The 14,571-nt window shown below is 52.7% G+C and carries 19 protein-coding genes and 1 tRNA gene; 15 read left to right on the top strand and 5 right to left on the bottom strand.

Translation table 11 applies throughout. The features are described 5' to 3' along the window. Positions 1–15 precede the first annotated feature (15 nt). Both WNE31_RS00690 and WNE31_RS00695 read right to left on the bottom strand, forming a co-directional pair. Positions 16–675, bottom strand: a complete 660-nt coding sequence (locus tag WNE31_RS00690; RefSeq protein ID WP_349977660.1) for a flagellar hook capping FlgD N-terminal domain-containing protein — start codon at positions 673–675, stop codon at positions 16–18. A 12-nt stretch (positions 676–687) separates the two neighbouring features. Further along, complete coding sequence (locus WNE31_RS00695; RefSeq protein ID WP_349977661.1) at positions 688–2,562, bottom strand: flagellar hook-length control protein FliK; 1,875 nt, start codon at positions 2,560–2,562, stop codon at positions 688–690. A 110-nt stretch (positions 2,563–2,672) separates the two neighbouring features. Between WNE31_RS00695 and WNE31_RS00700 the strand changes: the two genes are divergently transcribed. The 6 genes from WNE31_RS00700 (at position 2,673) to WNE31_RS00725 (ending at position 6,337) form a co-directional block, all read left to right on the top strand. Next, a complete protein-coding gene (locus WNE31_RS00700; protein ID WP_349977662.1) occupies positions 2,673–2,954 on the top strand; it encodes a rod-binding protein in 282 nt (93 codons plus the stop codon). After that, positions 2,944–3,291: a flagellar biosynthesis protein FlgN gene (locus tag WNE31_RS00705; protein WP_349977663.1), complete on the top strand. Its 348-nt coding sequence runs from the start codon at positions 2,944–2,946 to the stop codon at positions 3,289–3,291. Before WNE31_RS00700 ends, WNE31_RS00705 begins: the two co-directional genes overlap by 11 nt. Positions 3,292–3,489: 198 nt before the next feature. Beyond that, positions 3,490–4,701: a flagellin gene (locus WNE31_RS00710; RefSeq protein ID WP_349977664.1), complete on the top strand. Its 1,212-nt coding sequence runs from the start codon at positions 3,490–3,492 to the stop codon at positions 4,699–4,701. Between the two features lie 66 nt (positions 4,702–4,767). Then, positions 4,768–5,142 carry a flagellar biosynthesis regulator FlaF gene (gene flaF / locus WNE31_RS00715; RefSeq protein ID WP_349977665.1) on the top strand — a complete coding sequence of 125 codons (375 nt, stop codon included), beginning with the start codon at positions 4,768–4,770 and terminating at the stop codon, positions 5,140–5,142. Beyond that, entirely contained in the window at positions 5,139–5,543 is a 405-nt protein-coding gene (gene flbT, locus WNE31_RS00720; RefSeq protein ID WP_349977666.1) for a flagellar biosynthesis repressor FlbT, read from the top strand. Before flaF ends, flbT begins: the two co-directional genes overlap by 4 nt. After that, complete coding sequence (locus WNE31_RS00725; RefSeq protein ID WP_349977667.1) at positions 5,540–6,337, top strand: DUF1217 domain-containing protein; 798 nt, start codon at positions 5,540–5,542, stop codon at positions 6,335–6,337. Before flbT ends, WNE31_RS00725 begins: the two co-directional genes overlap by 4 nt. A gap of 26 nt (positions 6,338–6,363) precedes the next feature. Here the strand turns inward: WNE31_RS00725 and WNE31_RS00730 are convergent, their stop codons facing one another. After that, on the bottom strand, positions 6,364–7,710 hold the full coding sequence (locus WNE31_RS00730) for a FliI/YscN family ATPase (protein WP_349977668.1): 1,347 nt from the start codon (positions 7,708–7,710) through the stop codon (positions 6,364–6,366). 84 nt (positions 7,711–7,794) lie between these two features. Between WNE31_RS00730 and WNE31_RS00735 the strand changes: the two genes are divergently transcribed. From WNE31_RS00735 to WNE31_RS00775, 9 genes are read left to right on the top strand one after another with little or no spacing between them, the layout of a single operon-like run. Then, positions 7,795–8,178, top strand: coding sequence for a FlgB family protein (locus tag WNE31_RS00735; RefSeq protein WP_349977669.1), 384 nt, complete (start codon positions 7,795–7,797; stop codon positions 8,176–8,178). Between the two features lie 15 nt (positions 8,179–8,193). Then, positions 8,194–8,580 carry a flagellar basal body rod protein FlgC gene (gene flgC / locus WNE31_RS00740; RefSeq protein WP_349977670.1) on the top strand — a complete coding sequence of 129 codons (387 nt, stop codon included), beginning with the start codon at positions 8,194–8,196 and terminating at the stop codon, positions 8,578–8,580. Between the two features lie 10 nt (positions 8,581–8,590). Continuing rightward, complete coding sequence (gene fliE, locus WNE31_RS00745; RefSeq protein ID WP_349977671.1) at positions 8,591–8,881, top strand: flagellar hook-basal body complex protein FliE; 291 nt, start codon at positions 8,591–8,593, stop codon at positions 8,879–8,881. Beyond that, positions 8,881–9,150 carry a flagellar biosynthetic protein FliQ gene (locus WNE31_RS00750; protein WP_349977672.1) on the top strand — a complete coding sequence of 90 codons (270 nt, stop codon included), beginning with the start codon at positions 8,881–8,883 and terminating at the stop codon, positions 9,148–9,150. Before fliE ends, WNE31_RS00750 begins: the two co-directional genes overlap by 1 nt. A gap of 3 nt (positions 9,151–9,153) precedes the next feature. Further along, positions 9,154–9,867, top strand: a complete 714-nt coding sequence (locus tag WNE31_RS00755; RefSeq protein ID WP_349977673.1) for a flagellar hook-basal body complex protein — start codon at positions 9,154–9,156, stop codon at positions 9,865–9,867. Positions 9,868–9,883: 16 nt separating this feature from the next. Further along, positions 9,884–10,669 carry a flagellar basal-body rod protein FlgG gene (flgG, locus tag WNE31_RS00760; RefSeq protein ID WP_349977674.1) on the top strand — a complete coding sequence of 262 codons (786 nt, stop codon included), beginning with the start codon at positions 9,884–9,886 and terminating at the stop codon, positions 10,667–10,669. After that, the gene (gene flgA, locus WNE31_RS00765; RefSeq protein WP_349977675.1) at positions 10,669–11,085 is read left to right on the top strand and encodes a flagellar basal body P-ring formation chaperone FlgA; all 417 of its coding nucleotides are present in this window, start codon (positions 10,669–10,671) and stop codon (positions 11,083–11,085) included. The genes flgG and flgA overlap by 1 nt, the downstream gene beginning before the upstream one ends. A 12-nt stretch (positions 11,086–11,097) precedes the next feature. After that, positions 11,098–11,823, top strand: a complete 726-nt coding sequence (flgH, locus tag WNE31_RS00770) for a flagellar basal body L-ring protein FlgH (protein WP_349977676.1) — start codon at positions 11,098–11,100, stop codon at positions 11,821–11,823. 11 nt (positions 11,824–11,834) lie between these two features. Further along, positions 11,835–12,332 carry a flagellar basal body-associated FliL family protein gene (locus WNE31_RS00775; RefSeq protein WP_349977677.1) on the top strand — a complete coding sequence of 166 codons (498 nt, stop codon included), beginning with the start codon at positions 11,835–11,837 and terminating at the stop codon, positions 12,330–12,332. Between the two features lie 164 nt (positions 12,333–12,496). Here the strand turns inward: WNE31_RS00775 and WNE31_RS00780 are convergent. Both WNE31_RS00780 and dld read right to left on the bottom strand, forming a co-directional pair. Beyond that, positions 12,497–12,572, bottom strand: a tRNA-Thr gene (locus tag WNE31_RS00780). Between the two features lie 137 nt (positions 12,573–12,709). Continuing rightward, positions 12,710–14,392, bottom strand: coding sequence for a D-lactate dehydrogenase (gene dld / locus WNE31_RS00785; RefSeq protein ID WP_349977678.1), 1,683 nt, complete (start codon positions 14,390–14,392; stop codon positions 12,710–12,712). Between the last annotated feature and the right edge of the window lie 179 nt (positions 14,393–14,571).

Genomic DNA, 14,571 nt, shown 5'->3' on the forward strand with positions numbered 1-14,571 from the left:
AGCAATCGACAAGACTTACTGTGACTGTCTGAGGGCCGTGACTTCGGTTGACATCACCTCTCGACCGCTTCCCAAAACCAAGGTGGCTCCGTTCGGACCAAGGCGTGCCTCGGACACTAGGTGATAGGCTTGGGCTCTCGAGCTTTCTAACAGCGAACCCGAGGCAAAGCTCTCCACCGAAAATTGGTACAGACCATGAGGCATTGCGGATCCGTTTGCGTCGGTACCAGCCCAAGTAAACTCATTCTCTCCCAACGGCGCCTGCAGCCGATCTATCTCGAACCCATCGGAGTCCCTGACGCTTAGCCAAACATCATCGGCAAGGGTGTGAGGAGACAGGTGCACCTCAACAGGCGATCCAGTGAACTGCACAGGCGCGTCTACGCGTGCTTGCATCCCGATCCAACTCGCATATTGGCTTAGCCCTGCAGTGGAAGACTGTAACATCATTTGCTGCAACAGATTATTAGTTTGGACCTGTTGCTCTACCGAGGAAAACGTCGCCAGTTGCACCGCGTAGTCCGCCGAATCTACCGGATTCAGAGGATCTTGATTTTGCATTTGCACGGTGAGCATCTTCAAAAAAGTTTCAAAGTCCGCGCTCAAGGGCGCGGCGTCACGTTGTTTTTGCGCCACGCTGTTCGAAACGGTTGAGGAAAGTGAATTAACCTGCATTTTCGTGTGCCCCTATATTCTTATATCGATACCAGCACCGTCGCGACGGTTCTGCGCCCTGCCAAGAGCAACGGTGCTGTCTTCTGTAACGGTATCAATGTCGATATCGGTAAGGTCGTTGCTTGTGTTGGACGATTCCGACTTATGCTGATCCCGTTCGAAAAACGAAAACTGCGCATCTTCAAATCCAAACGAAAGCAGTTCTTTTTCAAGTTCTTGGTGGTGGCGGCGTATCAGTTCCAGCGTTTCAGATCTTTCGGCCTGAACTGAAATGACAATAGATTGTTCCGATTGGGTCACTGACAGCCGCACTCTGCCAAGCTCTTCCGGATTCAGTCGAATCTCGATGGATCCATCGACCTGTCGGATCACGTTTTCGGCAATCTGCCTGGACCAAGAAACATTCTCACCGGGTCGTGCAAACGATTGCGCCGAGGCCACCTCGGTGCCCCTTGACAAAGAGGTTGAAGATACTCTGTCGAGAGAAGAATGGCTTTCTGCCGGGGTGACCCAGTCCGCTTGAGGTATTGTGTCTACTAAGGACACCGTCTCAGATGCAGATTTCGCAGCGCCCCGACCAAAACTGTTTGATTGCTGTGTCATAGCCTGACCTGCGCGTGCAAACATGTTTACCGCGATGGCACCGATTGTAGTACCCTGAATGGCTTCGTGCCCTCCAACAATTGGCGTGCTGTGCATCGACTTAGCCGGCTCGGAGAGTTTTGTGGAAAAACTGCCAGGTGTATTGGTCAGGTCAATGGATGGGTCAGCTCTCAATGAGCCCGATAATCCGCTTTTTGACGGTTGCTTGGTCATCAGTTGCTTCAAACTGGCTCCATCCACATGTTGTTGAGCGGATCTTGCGTTATCCGAAAGCCGCAAAATATCTTGCGGCACATAGACATCGGATTGCCCCTGGCCCTGATGGAAATGTCGAGTTTGCGGAGTCGCATTTTGCTCGGGACTGTATGCAGGCACGCTTTCACCCAAAGACCCACGAGGCTGATCATTTAGCGACATTAAACCACTTGGCGCGCTTGGAACTGGCGATTGAGGGTTGATTGTCTGAACAGCTGTTTGGCCCTGAATTTTGCTATCAGTGTTGGGTTGAGAACGACCAAAAGAAACCGCTGAACCATCGGGTCGGGTCTCAACGCCTTCGGACGCGCGCGTTATCGGAAGGCTGGCAAAACCCAACCCAAAACTTTTTTCCAAATTTGAATGGGCAGATGGGTGTGCCCCAACCGCATCAACACCTGCAGACAGCTGAATGTGTTTGAGTCTTGCGTTGTCGGAAGATGTTGTCTCTGCTTTCAAAAAGTTTGAAAGCGGGCCGTTTAGGGTTTCTTGCTTTGACGGGAAAAGCGAGTGAATCAAATCAGACCTTTTAAACTCACTGTGTAAATCGCTGGCGTACCCCCCAACCGGCATGGCAACGAAATTCGCAATAGTTTGGGCGCTATCCGCCTGAATCTCCCTCAGCTGGCCATTTTTTATAACCGGTGCGTGCGCCAACTCGCCACCCTCGTGAGTTGCCGAGTTGTTTTGCGAAAGCTTGCGGCTTTCGTTTTGCAGCGTCGCATCCATTTCCAGGTCATAGTTAGAACCATCTTTGGTATCGGAGACAGGCGATTTGTCTTGATTGGTGCGATCCTCATCAAGCGAGTCCGAAGCGGCGTCTGCGCCGCTGATGCCATCTTTGAACGTAGTTGCTGCGGCATTTGGAATGCTTATGCAGTCTGATACATCACACAATTCTTCAAACAGTGCACCAAACCCGCCCCCTTTTGAGGCTTCCTCGGAACTGACAATCAGCACGTTTCGAAGCATACTACTTTGTGGCACGTCCTGAAGACTCACTGCGTTAGCGAAGTTGAAAGGCGTCATGACACTTCCCGGAATCGTTTGTGTCCGCCGTTTATGACGTATGGCCGGTTACCAGATCTTTACCCAAAGCAGACACTCTGAGCGAAATCACATCAAATTAGAGATACACAATGAATGCTGAGTCTTTTTCGATTCCATCGACGCGTACACAGGTTGCAACTGCCCCGCCGTTGAAAAAAGCCGCCCAGGAACTTGAGGCAACCTTTCTCGCTGAGATGTTAAAATCAGCAGGTCTTGGCGAGACCAAAAGTGCGTTTCAGGGTGGGGTCGGCGAAGATCAATTCGCGTCTTTTTTACGTGAAGAACAAGCCCGTCAAATGGCTCAAACAGGTGGGATAGGTCTCGCTGAACTCATTTTTGATAGCATGAAGGAACAATTGAATGGACGCTAATCCTCTCACCACACTCGAAACCATTCTCGAAAAAGAGAAAAATGCTCTTCTAAATGGACATATCGGTCTCCTTGAAAACCTTAGCCACGAGAAGGAGAGCGTTTTGAAATCTCTATCGTTTCACGATGCTGGAGAGCCAGAGAGGGTCTTCGCACTACAGCAAAAAATGCTACGCAACCAGACGCTGCTGGAAAGCGCCCTGGCGGGCATCAAAGCAGTCTCGGAAAGACTGCAAACCTCTCGAAAAGTGCGTGAAGCCCTCCAAACATACGATGATCACGGGAGACGGCTGAGCGTATCGGTCCGAACGTCTGGCGCATTAGAAAGACGGGCTTGATCTTTGATTGAATCAAATGCTCGCGAAAGGAGGTGTCGCGTTTAGCAATCCATTAGCAAAAGTGAGGACATGGTAGCCCTGCACCACAAAGGTGGCGCTGCCCTACACCGGGTCAGCAACGGTCAGAATGGCAGATCAAGAGGGCTAATTGTTGGCCACAATCCAAGTGTGAAGCACTTAAAACAAGAAGGAACTACCATGTCCAGCATCTTGACCAACAACAGCGCAATGGTCGCGCTGCAAACCTTGAAAACAATCAACGCGAGTCTGTCGGATACACAAAGCCAGATCTCGACCGGTAAAAGGGTCGCATCTGCTACCGACAATTCCGCAGTTTGGGCAATTTCCAAAGTAATGGAATCCGATGTTGAAGGGTTCAAATCCATCTCGGAAAGCCTCGCCCTGGGCCAATCGACGGTTGCTGTAGCACGACAGGCTTCAGAAACCGTGACAGATTTGCTCACGCAGATGAAAGGCAAAATTGTCGCCGCGCAGGAGGACAATGTTGATCGAGCCAAGTTGAACGCGGATGTCAGCGCCCTGAAAGACCAGATCGAATCGGTCGTAGGCGCTGCGCAGTTCAACGGCCTGAACCTAGTGAACGGATCAACGGCAAGTGCGTCTGTACTTTCGTCTCTTGATCGCGGCTCATCGGGCAATGTTGCAGCTTCGTCGATCACGGTCACTGCTCAGAACCTTTCGACCGGTGGGTATACCGCCAAAGCCGCCTTTACAGGTTCCGATGGTGTGGCCGCCGACAGTGCGGACGCCTTCGGGTTTTCTTTGGACGGAAATGGCGGGACCACGGATTCTGGCACAATCGTGATTGCCGACCCGACCTACGCAGCTGGCGACAAGATCACTCTCAGGCTGGGCGATAGCGAAGTTTCCTACACTGTCACAGCCGATGATGTTGCCTCTTCTACGACAGAAGATATTGTGGCGGTCGGCCTGAAAGCGGCAATAGAAGCAACGGGCGCTGATGTGACTGTTGACTATGACAGCGCGAATCCTGGCGAACTGGTGATCACCAACGACTCGTCCGACTCGATCCAGATCAGCGGTCAATTCACCAATGCCAACGCTGGCGGGTTGGGTGCGCTTGCCTCGATTGATGTGTCCAGCTCCGCGGGCGCTGCCGCAGCACTGGGCGCGATCGAGACACTGATTGATACTGCGATTGACGCATCGTCGGCGTTCGGATCGGTCGAGGGACGCATCAATACCCAGTCCGATTTCGTGTCAAAGCTTACCGATTCTTTAAAAACCGGCATCGGCTCGCTTGTCGACGCTGACATGGAAGAAACTTCGGCACGCCTGCAGGCGCTCCAGGTACAACAGCAGCTGGCGACCCAGTCGCTCTCCATTGCGAACCAGGCACCGCAATCGATCCTGTCTCTATTCCGCTAAAGTCAAACTTGGTCGGGCAGGTATAGCGTGCCCGACTATCCCCTCTCTTGAACTGGAGGACCGGAAATGGATTCAAACACGCTTGCAGGTGCGGTCTATAGCAACTCTACGCCCCTACGCACCCCAAAAGCTCTTGAGTTTGAAGCAATTGCTGCGTCGACACGAAAGCTCAAATCTGCTGCCCAAATGGGAAAAAAAGGGTATGTGCAACTTGCCAACGCCCTATACGAAAATCGCCGCCTTTGGACGTTCCTGGCAACCCAGGTTGCGGATAATGAGAATGATTTGCCGAATGAACTGCGCGCTCAGATTTTCTATCTTGCGCAGTTCACGCAGGTTCACAGTGCCAAAATCCTCGAAGGAAAAGCCCGCGTGCGCCCTTTGATCGAAATTAACATGGCACTGCTACGCGGACTTGGCGAAGCGGGAGCCGGGCAATGAGCGGACTTGTTTTGAAACTTGGCCCGAAAGAACGGGTTCTGATCAACGGCGCTGTTGTAGAGAACGGGGAGCGCCGGTCTCGGCTCTTCATCCTAACGCCACATGCGAACCTATTGCGGTTGCGGGATGCGATACACCCTGATGAAGCGAACACTCCTGTCAGACGCGTCTGTTACGCCATGCAGCTTGTTCTTTCTGGCGATGCCAGCCCAGAGGACAGCCGGTTGTCCACGCTAAGACACATCGAGGAACTCAGCCGTATCCTGACCGACTCGGATAGTCGTCGACATCTGACGATTGCCACAGACTCCGTTCTGGAAGGTAAATATTATCAGGGCCTTAAGGCTTTGAAATGCCTGATCCCGCGTGAAGACCGACTGCTTGCATCGCATCGCTCATGACAGTTACAGCCTTTTTGCCAACTGGCGGCCTCAGCGGCTGGACCTTTTTGAAGCGCACCAAAACAGCGCAGCTAGAGACTTTTGCGAAGATACCCGCCATAGAACGCGAAATATCCTACTTTCGCGAGCAGATTGAAAACATAAGGTCGGCCCAAGAGCTTGTCTCAGATCGCCGTTTATTGGGGGTATCCTTGGGGGCCTTCGGGCTGTCTGACGATCTCAATAACAGGTTTTTCATCCAAAAAATATTGGAGGAAGGCACTGCAACACCGGATGCGCTTGCCATAAAACTAAGTGATACAAGATACCGGTCGCTCGCCTCGACCTTTGGCTTTGATCGTACATCAGGATTCGCGAACTGGGATCCCGGGTTCGTCGAAAATCTGATTTCGCGATATACGAACCAGTCTTTTGAAGAGGCCGTCGGTCAACAAGATCAAGAACTTAGGCTTTCGCTAAACGCCCAGCGCGAACTTGGCGACCTTGCGTCTGAGGACTTGAGTGAAAAGACCAAATGGTACAGAGTTATGGGATCCCCTCCCCTCCGCGAAGTCTTTGAAATCGCTTTGGGCCTACCGCAATCATTTGGTGAGTGGGACATCGATAAGCAGTTGGAAATCTTTAGGGACAAGACCGAAGACCTCACTGGAGAAAAAACTATTTCGCAATTCAAGGATGAGGCGGCCGCTGACCTCGTAATCAACCGCTACCTTCTGATGTCACAGCTCAACAATGGTCTTTCACTTACGCCGGGCCAAATCGCGATTTCGCTTCTTCAGGCAGCCACACCGTAGTGAGCCGAGCGAACGCCTGGGTCCCGTCATCGAGCGGCCTCATTCACAGGACTGCTTGCGCGGCGCAAAAGCAATCCGAGTTGCGCAAAGCAAGATGCAGTCGCCGTACTTTTTCTGGAAGCCCAAAATTTCTCGAGTTCCGGCCAAAGACGCAGGGCTTTGTCCACCTGCAGATCACTACCTTCGGAATAAAGGCCGGATTTGATCATCATTTCTGAGTCTTCGTAAGCGCCAAGAAGTCCCCTAATTTCTGAAATGATCGCATTCTCGTGCTCGTTCGCGGCACCGGGCAAGCTCCGAGATACTGATTTGACGATATCCACTGACGGGTACCGGCCACGTTCCGCAATCTTGCGATCCAGAACAATGTGTCCATCCAAAGCGCCTCGCAGGATATCGGCGATGGGTTCTTCCAAATCCGACCCCGCCACCAAGACGCTGAAAACGGCGGTAATGTCGCCACCACCGTCTTCTCCGGGGCCCGCCCGTTCGCAAAGCGACATGATCGTATGTGCCGTTGAAGCTGGGTATCCTCTTAACGCAGGCATCTCCCCTGCCGCAACGGCGATCTCTCGGTGCGCTTCGGCAAATCGGGTCACCGAATCCATCAGCAAAAGCACATGCCGCCCTTCGTCCCGAAAATGCTCGGCAATCGCCATTGCGGTTAAGGCACAGCGCTTTCGATAGGTCGGGGGCTGGTCTGAGGTGGCGGCCACCACAACAGAGCGTGACAAGCCCTCCGGTCCGAGCACGTCTTCCACAAATTCTCGAATCTCGCGCCCGCGTTCTCCGACAAGCGCAATGACGACCAAATCTGCCGTCATCCTCCGGGCTAGATCTGCAATCAGACTAGACTTTCCCACACCAGACCCGGCGAAAAGGCCAATGCGTTGTCCGCGCACAACCGGGAGAACGGTGTTGAAAATGGGTGAGCCCGTTTCAAGCCGTTCGCCCAACGCCTTTCGGCGAGTCGCTATCAAGGGCTTACGTTTGATGTCGACTGGGGACACGCCGCCCAATAACGGGAATCCATCCATGGCGTCTCCATTCGCGTCAACGATTCGTCCGAGCCAGCTGTCACTTGGGCTGAGCTTTTGCGGTCCGAGAAGACGCACGCGATCCCCGATTGCTACACCATCCGGAACCCCATCAGGAAGGACAGAAACCTCCGCCCCGTGAAGCTGAATCACTTCTCCAGTTAAGCAAACCCTCAAAGAGGTTTCGACCCGCAAACAGTCACCGACGCGCGCCAAACCGCCCAACCCTCGCACACGCAACAAATTGCTCTCTACCGCACAAACCCGCCCTATATCGCGGGCGGTTTCCAATTCGGCGATTTCGGTTCGTACTGAAAGGAGGTTACAGGCAGCCATTCAATTCTCCTCAATTCTTCTGAAAACAATTTCTAAAGGAATCAGGGTTAAGCCTTGCTTTAAGTTGTTCGAGGAGAAACCCGAATGTTCAAAGGACTAAAAGTTTTTCAATTGTCTTACGCCATGGCATCCCATGCCGCACAACGACAGGCGATCGTTTCACAGAACGTGGCGAATGCAGACACACCCGGATATGCCGCCAAGGATGTGACACCCTTTGCAGAGGTCTTATCTTCAAGCGCAGGTTCATTTGAAATGCGCTCAACCCGCTCCCAACACGTAAGTACTGCAGCCTCAGGGCTCGCAGAGCCGGTAACCCGTGCGACGCCCAATTCGCCCAACGGAAACGGCATTTCCATCGAGGAAGAACTGTTAAAGTCAGTCGACGCCAAAAGGCAACATGATCGCGCACTGGCAATCTACAAATCCGGCATGAACGTTCTGCGTTCAAGCCTGGGCAAAGTATGATCGGTGGAGTGAAAAATGACTGAATTTTCTGCCGCACTCCAAATCAGCAGCAGCGGTCTTCGCGCACAGGCAAAGAGACTGCGGCATATCTCGGAAAATATCGCGAATGCAGACACCCCCGGATATCGCAGAAAGACAGTGCCATTTGAACTGGACTCGGGCGAGTCGCTCGGTTCGGTGCGCCTAGGAAAGGTTCATTTGGACAGATCCGACCTGCGGCAGGTGTTCGATCCTTCGCATCCGCTTGCCAATGCAAAGGGGTTTTTTGAAGCTTCGAACGTCAACCTGATGGTCGAGATTGCCGACGCCCGCGAGGCGCATCGCAGCTATGAGGCCAATCTTAAAATGTTCGATCAGACACGGCAAATGTCATCTTCGCTTATGGAACTTCTCAGAAAATAGAGGGCAAACAATGGATCTTCGTACAAATTTCGCAACGCAAGGTTATGCTGCAGCCAAACCCGCAACCCAAGCGCAACCGTCATCAGGCAGCCTTGGCGACAGTTTGCATGTTGCTGCGAACGACTTCGCTGCCACACTACATAAAAGCGAAGTGATCGCTAAAAACGCGATGACCGGATCGGCAGACCCCCATGCTTTGGTGCAGGCTTTGGCGCAAACGGAATTGGCTGTCGAAACCGCCGTAACCGTCCGCAACAAGGTTGTTGAGGCGTATCAGGAGATCCTGCGGATGCCGGTTTGATGCTGTCAGACTCAGTCTTTTTCGACATTTTACGACAGGGCCTTTGGGTAGCCGTGATCATCTCAGTCCCGATTCTGGCCGCTGCATTGATAACCGGTGTGGTGATCGGCCTTTTTCAGGCGCTGACGTCTATCCAGGAAATGACTCTGACCTTTGTGCCAAAGCTCATCGCAATCGCCGTCGTGTTCTGGATTTCGATGAACTTCATGACGAAAACGCTGGTTTCCTTTTTTCAGGATCAACTCATCCCGCTCATTATCGGAGCCTGACCCATGGACAACACAAGCTATACAATTTTGACCCGGCAATCTGGTTTGACCCGGGAGATGTCCACCATTGCGAATAATATCGCCAATGCTTCAACCACGGGCTTTCGTCAAGAAGGGTTGGTTTTCTCCGAGTACGTGCAAAAAGTCGGCCGAAATGACTCGGTTTCTATGGCGACCTCGCGGGTGTCTCATGTTCGGGGTGAACAAGGCGCACTTATACAAACGGGTAACTCTTTCGACCTAGCGGTCGAAGGTGACGGATTTTTCCTTGTTCAGACACCCGATGGAGAACGCCTGACCCGCGCCGGTGCGTTTACGCCCAATCACGATGGTGATCTTGTCAACATGGACGGATACGCCGTGCTCGATGTTTCGGGGTCACCCATTTTCATTCCGCCTGACAGCGTAGGCATCAAGATCGCCCCCGACGGAACGATCAGCAATCAGGGTCAGCTTTTGGGTCAGATCGGCTTGGTGCGTCCAACAACTGCACATGACTTGACCCGCGAGGCAGGGGTCTTGTTTTCGGTCAAAAATGGCCATGAGCCCGTGGTCGCTGGGCGGGTTATGCAAGGGTTTCTAGAAAATTCAAATGTGAACACAATTGGTCAGCTGACCCGGATGATCGAGGTTCAGCGCGCCTATGAAGCGGGGCAGAGCTTTCTGGAACAGGAAAATGATCGCGTTCTGAACACCGTGAAAACGCTTATCCGATAACGTGAAAGGATTTTAAATGCGCGCACTAAAAATTGCCGCCACAGGCATGAGCGCCCAACAATTGCGGGTTGAAACGATTTCCAACAACCTCGCCAACATGTCGACGACCGGCTACAATGCTCGGCGAGCGGAGTTCTCAGACCTGCATTATCAACAGGCATCAAGGCCCGGGACAATCAATGCCGCAGACGGCACTATCCTGCCGACGGGTGTTCAACTCGGGCTTGGCGTCAGGCCAACTGCGGTATCCGTACATCTGGCCCAAGGATCTTTATCTCAAACAAATGGCGATTTGGACATCGCGATTGAGGGGCGGGGATATTTTGAAATTGTGCTGCCTTCGGGCCAATCCGGATATACAAGAGATGGTGGACTCAAACGTAGCGCAGACGGATTGATCGTTACCTCCGATGGGTTTCCCGTTGCACCCGAGATCGTCATTCCCGAGGACGCTCGCAGCATTTCTATCAACGCCGACGGTCAGGTTTTTGCCTATTTCTCCGATGCGGCTGAGGCACAGCTATTGGGTGAGTTTTCACTTGCCAACTTTGCCAATCCCAAGGGGTTGGAGGCTGTGGGCAGCAATCTGTTCCTGGAGACTGAAGCTTCGGGAGTCCCCATTGTCTCGGCACCCGGTGAAGATGGCTTGGGCACCCTGAGACAAGGGTATCTCGAAGACAGTTCGGTCGACGCCGTTCGCGAAGTGACCGAGTTGATCGAAGCGCAGCGCGGGTACGAGTTGAACGCAAAGGTGATTACGGCCGCCGATCAGATGCTCGCGGCAACCGCGCAGGTGCGTTGATGTTTCGTGGACTCGCAACCTTCCTGATTTTCCCTACTCTCTGCTGGGGTGATACCGTGGTGCCGACGCGTACTATTCGGCCGATGACCCTAATTGAACCGGCTTTCGTGACCCTGTCTCCCACAGACACCCAGGGCACTTATTCGAGTCTTCAAGATGTAATCGGTTTAGAGGCGAGGGTCGCGCTGTATCCAGGTCGCGCCATACGGCACGGAGATGTGGGACCTGCAGCGATAGTTGAACGCAACAAAATCGTTCTGCTGGTTTTTACCAACGGTGGTTTGAAAATCTTTACCGAAGGTCGGTCGCTAGAACGTGCAGGCACTGGCGAAAGAATCCGCGCGCTCAATCTCGAATCCAGGGTTCCTGTCTACGGGGTTGTGCAGCCCGACGGTTCCATCCTTGTTACTAAATAGAAAGGAGGTACGATGCGTTACCTCGTTGTTATTTTGTCTATTCTTGCTGTTTCCAACTGTGGACGTGTAGATCACTTTGGCAAGGCGCCTGAATTCACCTCAACGATGAATAATCAGGAACACTTTGCCATGATGAACCCGCCCCTTCCTGTCGTTTTGGAAAGTGCAAAACCTTCCGATCAGGCCTCATTGTGGAGCAAGAACCGACAATCGTTGCTTGGGGATCGGCGCGCGGTGCGGCGGGGTGATATCTTGACCGTTGTTATTGAACTGGACGAAGAGGCCGAGATTTCGAATGCGACGTCCCGTAAACGGCAAGGGTCCGAAAATGTGGCCGTTCCTCAACTGCTTGGGTTACCACAACGACTGGATGAAAACCTGCCAGCCGGCGCCTCGTCCGCCGAGGCCGTCGAAATTGGCTCCAAAAGTTACAGCAGCGGGGATGGATCGGTAAGTCGAAGCGAACAACTTACCTTGCGCGTTGCCGCGACCATCACTGATGTTCTGCCAAACGGTGTATTGGCCATCCAAGGCGGGCAGGAGTTGCGCGTCAACTTTGAAATGCGAGAGCTTCTGGTGTCAGGTTTCGTGCGTCCCGAAGACATCTCGCGGCAGAACGAAATCACCTATGACAAGATCGCCTCGGCACGTGTTTCTTATGGAGGACGTGGTCAGATCACGGACGTTCAACAGCCCCGTTACGGGCAACAGATTCTGGATATGATTCTTCCGTTTTGACAGGTGGAAAAGTGAAGAAATTCCTCCCGATTATTCTCATCGTTCTTGGTCTGGCTGCCGGTGCCGGAGCGGGGATCTACTTACAGCCGAAAAAGTCAGATCCAGAGGCCAGCACCGAAGACTGCCAACCATCGGCTACAGAGGCAGAACGGGCCAAGGATAACGCGCGCCCACTTGCGCCACAGGATGTTGAATATGCCAAACTCAACAACCAATTCGTTATCCCAATAGTACAGGACGATTCGGTGACGTCGTTGGTCGTCATTTCCCTAACGCTTGAGGTGACACCCGGTACGAGGGAAGGTGTTTTTGCACGCGAACCCAAATTGCGGGATACCTTTTTGCAAGTCATGTTCGATCACGCAAATATGGGTGGGTTTGAAGGAAAGTTTACCAACTCCTCAAACCTTGAAGTGTTGCGAAATGCCTTGTTCGAAACGGCGCGCAACATCCTTGGGAGCAACATCAAGGATGTGTTGATCATGGATATCGTAAGGCAGGAAATATGAAGGCCCTCACGCACTGAACATGAGGCTTTCGCAATTTGAAATCAAAATGCAGCGCCTCGTGCTTTGTGCCTACACAACACCCTACAAACACCAACCAATCAATTCACTTGAGACTTAAAGCTACAAATGTTCTGCATGAAATTGCCGAAAGAGGCCGGGGATTTTGGTGCCGGTGATAGGACTCGAACCTACGACCCCATCATTACGAATGACGTGCTCTACCAGCTGAGCTACACCGGCGCAGGAGCTTACATAGAGTGGGCTCAGAACCGAAGCAAGCCAAATCAACTATGATTTGTAAAGAAGGTAAAGATCGCGCTTCAATCATCCAGGCGACAGACAGAAAAGGTGGCAAAACTTGTGGCACTACTTTTCCGTTACGCATAGTTTTTGTTGCGTGACATTTTACCTATGCCCGGGTTCAGACTGTTGGTCGGGTCAACCGATTTGTAGAACGCGGCGAGATCAGGTTTGGCGGGATAGAGATGTCCGACATTATGCTCGGCCGGATACTCGGCACCGCGTTGGTCCAGAATTTCAAGCATCGCCTCCTTCAGGGTCTTTGGATCCGCGCCTTTCTTTAGGATGTAATCCTGGTGAAGCACATGACACATGAAATGCCCATAGTAGAGCCGCCCCACAAGTTGATCCGAAATCTCCTTCGGTAACTGCTCGAACCACTCGGTGTCGTTACGGCGCAGGGCAATATCCAGGGCCAGAATATCCTCGACCTCGTCAGCATGTACTTTCATGTAGCGGATGGCGGCTCCTGCCGCGGCGAACCGGTGCAGCCCGGCGATCTTGGCCTCGCGTTCATCACATGCGAAATAGCTCAGCTTTCCCTGATCGACCATTTCATCCAGAAGGTGTTGGGCTTCTTCAATACCGCCGTCATGCATCTTCAAGATCAGATGATGCGGATACTGCTCACGGTATTCCCGCATTCTCTTAGGCAGGATATCTGGCCAAAATTTCATGACAAATTGCATGAAACTGTCGGTGAAATTTCTCATGCCGGGTATATTGGCCAACCGGGCATCCACTGCACCCTTTAGGGCGAAAAAGGTTGGCAGACGATCCGTACCCAGTTTGTCGATCATGACCATGGTGTCTTTGCCGTAAACATCTGAAATATCGAAAACTTCTTCATGCATGTACTCGGCGCTGACGGGCAGAGTTTTGAACTCTGACAAAATTCGGCGACGCAACTCGGTCAAAGCCGCGGTCTCTTTTGCTCCGACATAGAACGTGCGCTCTTTCTCATTCTTGGCGTAGGTGTCCAGACGTACCGCAAAAACGGCAAGCTTACCCGCGCAGCCAGCGGCCTCGTACAGGCGCGATTTATCAGCGTTGAACCGGGCTGGCGTGCTGGCGTTCACATCCCGAACACGTTGGGCATAGTCTGTATCGGATGCCTTGCGATTGTCAGTTTCGATATCGGCTGCTTCAAAAGCCCCGTGTTCAAGATTTGAGAGAATTTCCTCGGGTGTCTCACCCAACTTGATCCCAAGGTGGTTCACCAATTCCAGACTGCCTTCCTCGGTGATGCGGGCATACAGCGACAGCTCGGTATATGAAGGGCCACGCTCCACAAGCGAACCGCCAGAGTTGTTGCACACCCCTCCCACGACCGAGGCCCCGATACAGGACGACCCGATCACGGAATGTGGCTGGCGACCGATGGGCTCGAGCAGCTTTTCAAGCTTGAACAGGGTCGATCCAGGGAAGCTGATCACCTGTTTGCCATCATTAATCAGGTGAAGCCTGTCCATACGCCGAGTATTTATCAGAACCACACCGCGGTCATAGGTGCCTTTGGGCGTCGAGCCCTCGGTCAACCCGGTGTTGGCGGCTTGCATGATGACGATCTTGTCCGCCCGTACACACGCCTGCAACACTTGCCATTGCTGCAACAGGGTTGCCGGTTGAACGACAGCAAGAGCATCGCCTTCGCCAGAACGAAACCCTTTGCGAAACCTTTGCGTGCTGCGCGCGCTGGTCAACACATGGCGTGCCCCGCAAATTGTCTTTAAGCGTTTGATCAGGTCTGCGTCTGTCATCACATGCTCTTTCACTGGATTTGGCCAAGGCGACAGGCCGCCAGAGGGTTGAGGCCTTGGAAATGATTTTGACCGTTGCAGTTCAGGTTACCACAAGAACGATGGCGCGTCAGACAGTGCTCGGAAGTTGCACCAACCTCTCGCCAGATACTTATGGTAAATAATATTTACCATTGCGA

Origin of the sequence: Shimia fortis, assembly GCF_040225985.1 — a bacterium.
Classification (GTDB): domain Bacteria; phylum Pseudomonadota; class Alphaproteobacteria; order Rhodobacterales; family Rhodobacteraceae; genus Shimia.

What these genes read in the sequence shown, in the direction of transcription:
- WNE31_RS00750 (WP_349977672.1), top strand. Translation starts at nt 8,881, where the DNA reads ATGCTGTCAGACTCAGTCTTTTTCGACATTTTACGACAGGGCCTTTGG.
- flgC (WP_349977670.1), top strand. Translation starts at nt 8,194, where the DNA reads ATGACTGAATTTTCTGCCGCACTCCAAATCAGCAGCAGCGGTCTTCGC.
- WNE31_RS00710 (WP_349977664.1), top strand. Translation starts at nt 3,490, where the DNA reads ATGTCCAGCATCTTGACCAACAACAGCGCAATGGTCGCGCTGCAAACC.
- WNE31_RS00690 (WP_349977660.1), bottom strand. Translation starts at nt 675, where the DNA reads ATGCAGGTTAATTCACTTTCCTCAACCGTTTCGAACAGCGTGGCGCAA.
- flgG (WP_349977674.1), top strand. Translation starts at nt 9,884, where the DNA reads ATGCGCGCACTAAAAATTGCCGCCACAGGCATGAGCGCCCAACAATTG.
- WNE31_RS00735 (WP_349977669.1), top strand. Translation starts at nt 7,795, where the DNA reads ATGTTCAAAGGACTAAAAGTTTTTCAATTGTCTTACGCCATGGCATCC.
- WNE31_RS00730 (WP_349977668.1), bottom strand. Translation starts at nt 7,710, where the DNA reads ATGGCTGCCTGTAACCTCCTTTCAGTACGAACCGAAATCGCCGAATTG.
- WNE31_RS00700 (WP_349977662.1), top strand. Translation starts at nt 2,673, where the DNA reads ATGAATGCTGAGTCTTTTTCGATTCCATCGACGCGTACACAGGTTGCA.
- flaF (WP_349977665.1), top strand. Translation starts at nt 4,768, where the DNA reads ATGGATTCAAACACGCTTGCAGGTGCGGTCTATAGCAACTCTACGCCC.
- flgA (WP_349977675.1), top strand. Translation starts at nt 10,669, where the DNA reads ATGTTTCGTGGACTCGCAACCTTCCTGATTTTCCCTACTCTCTGCTGG.
- WNE31_RS00725 (WP_349977667.1), top strand. Translation starts at nt 5,540, where the DNA reads ATGACAGTTACAGCCTTTTTGCCAACTGGCGGCCTCAGCGGCTGGACC.
- dld (WP_349977678.1), bottom strand. Translation starts at nt 14,392, where the DNA reads ATGACAGACGCAGACCTGATCAAACGCTTAAAGACAATTTGCGGGGCA.
- flgH (WP_349977676.1), top strand. Translation starts at nt 11,098, where the DNA reads ATGCGTTACCTCGTTGTTATTTTGTCTATTCTTGCTGTTTCCAACTGT.
- flbT (WP_349977666.1), top strand. Translation starts at nt 5,139, where the DNA reads ATGAGCGGACTTGTTTTGAAACTTGGCCCGAAAGAACGGGTTCTGATC.
- WNE31_RS00755 (WP_349977673.1), top strand. Translation starts at nt 9,154, where the DNA reads ATGGACAACACAAGCTATACAATTTTGACCCGGCAATCTGGTTTGACC.
- WNE31_RS00705 (WP_349977663.1), top strand. Translation starts at nt 2,944, where the DNA reads ATGGACGCTAATCCTCTCACCACACTCGAAACCATTCTCGAAAAAGAG.
- WNE31_RS00695 (WP_349977661.1), bottom strand. Translation starts at nt 2,562, where the DNA reads ATGACGCCTTTCAACTTCGCTAACGCAGTGAGTCTTCAGGACGTGCCA.
- fliE (WP_349977671.1), top strand. Translation starts at nt 8,591, where the DNA reads ATGGATCTTCGTACAAATTTCGCAACGCAAGGTTATGCTGCAGCCAAA.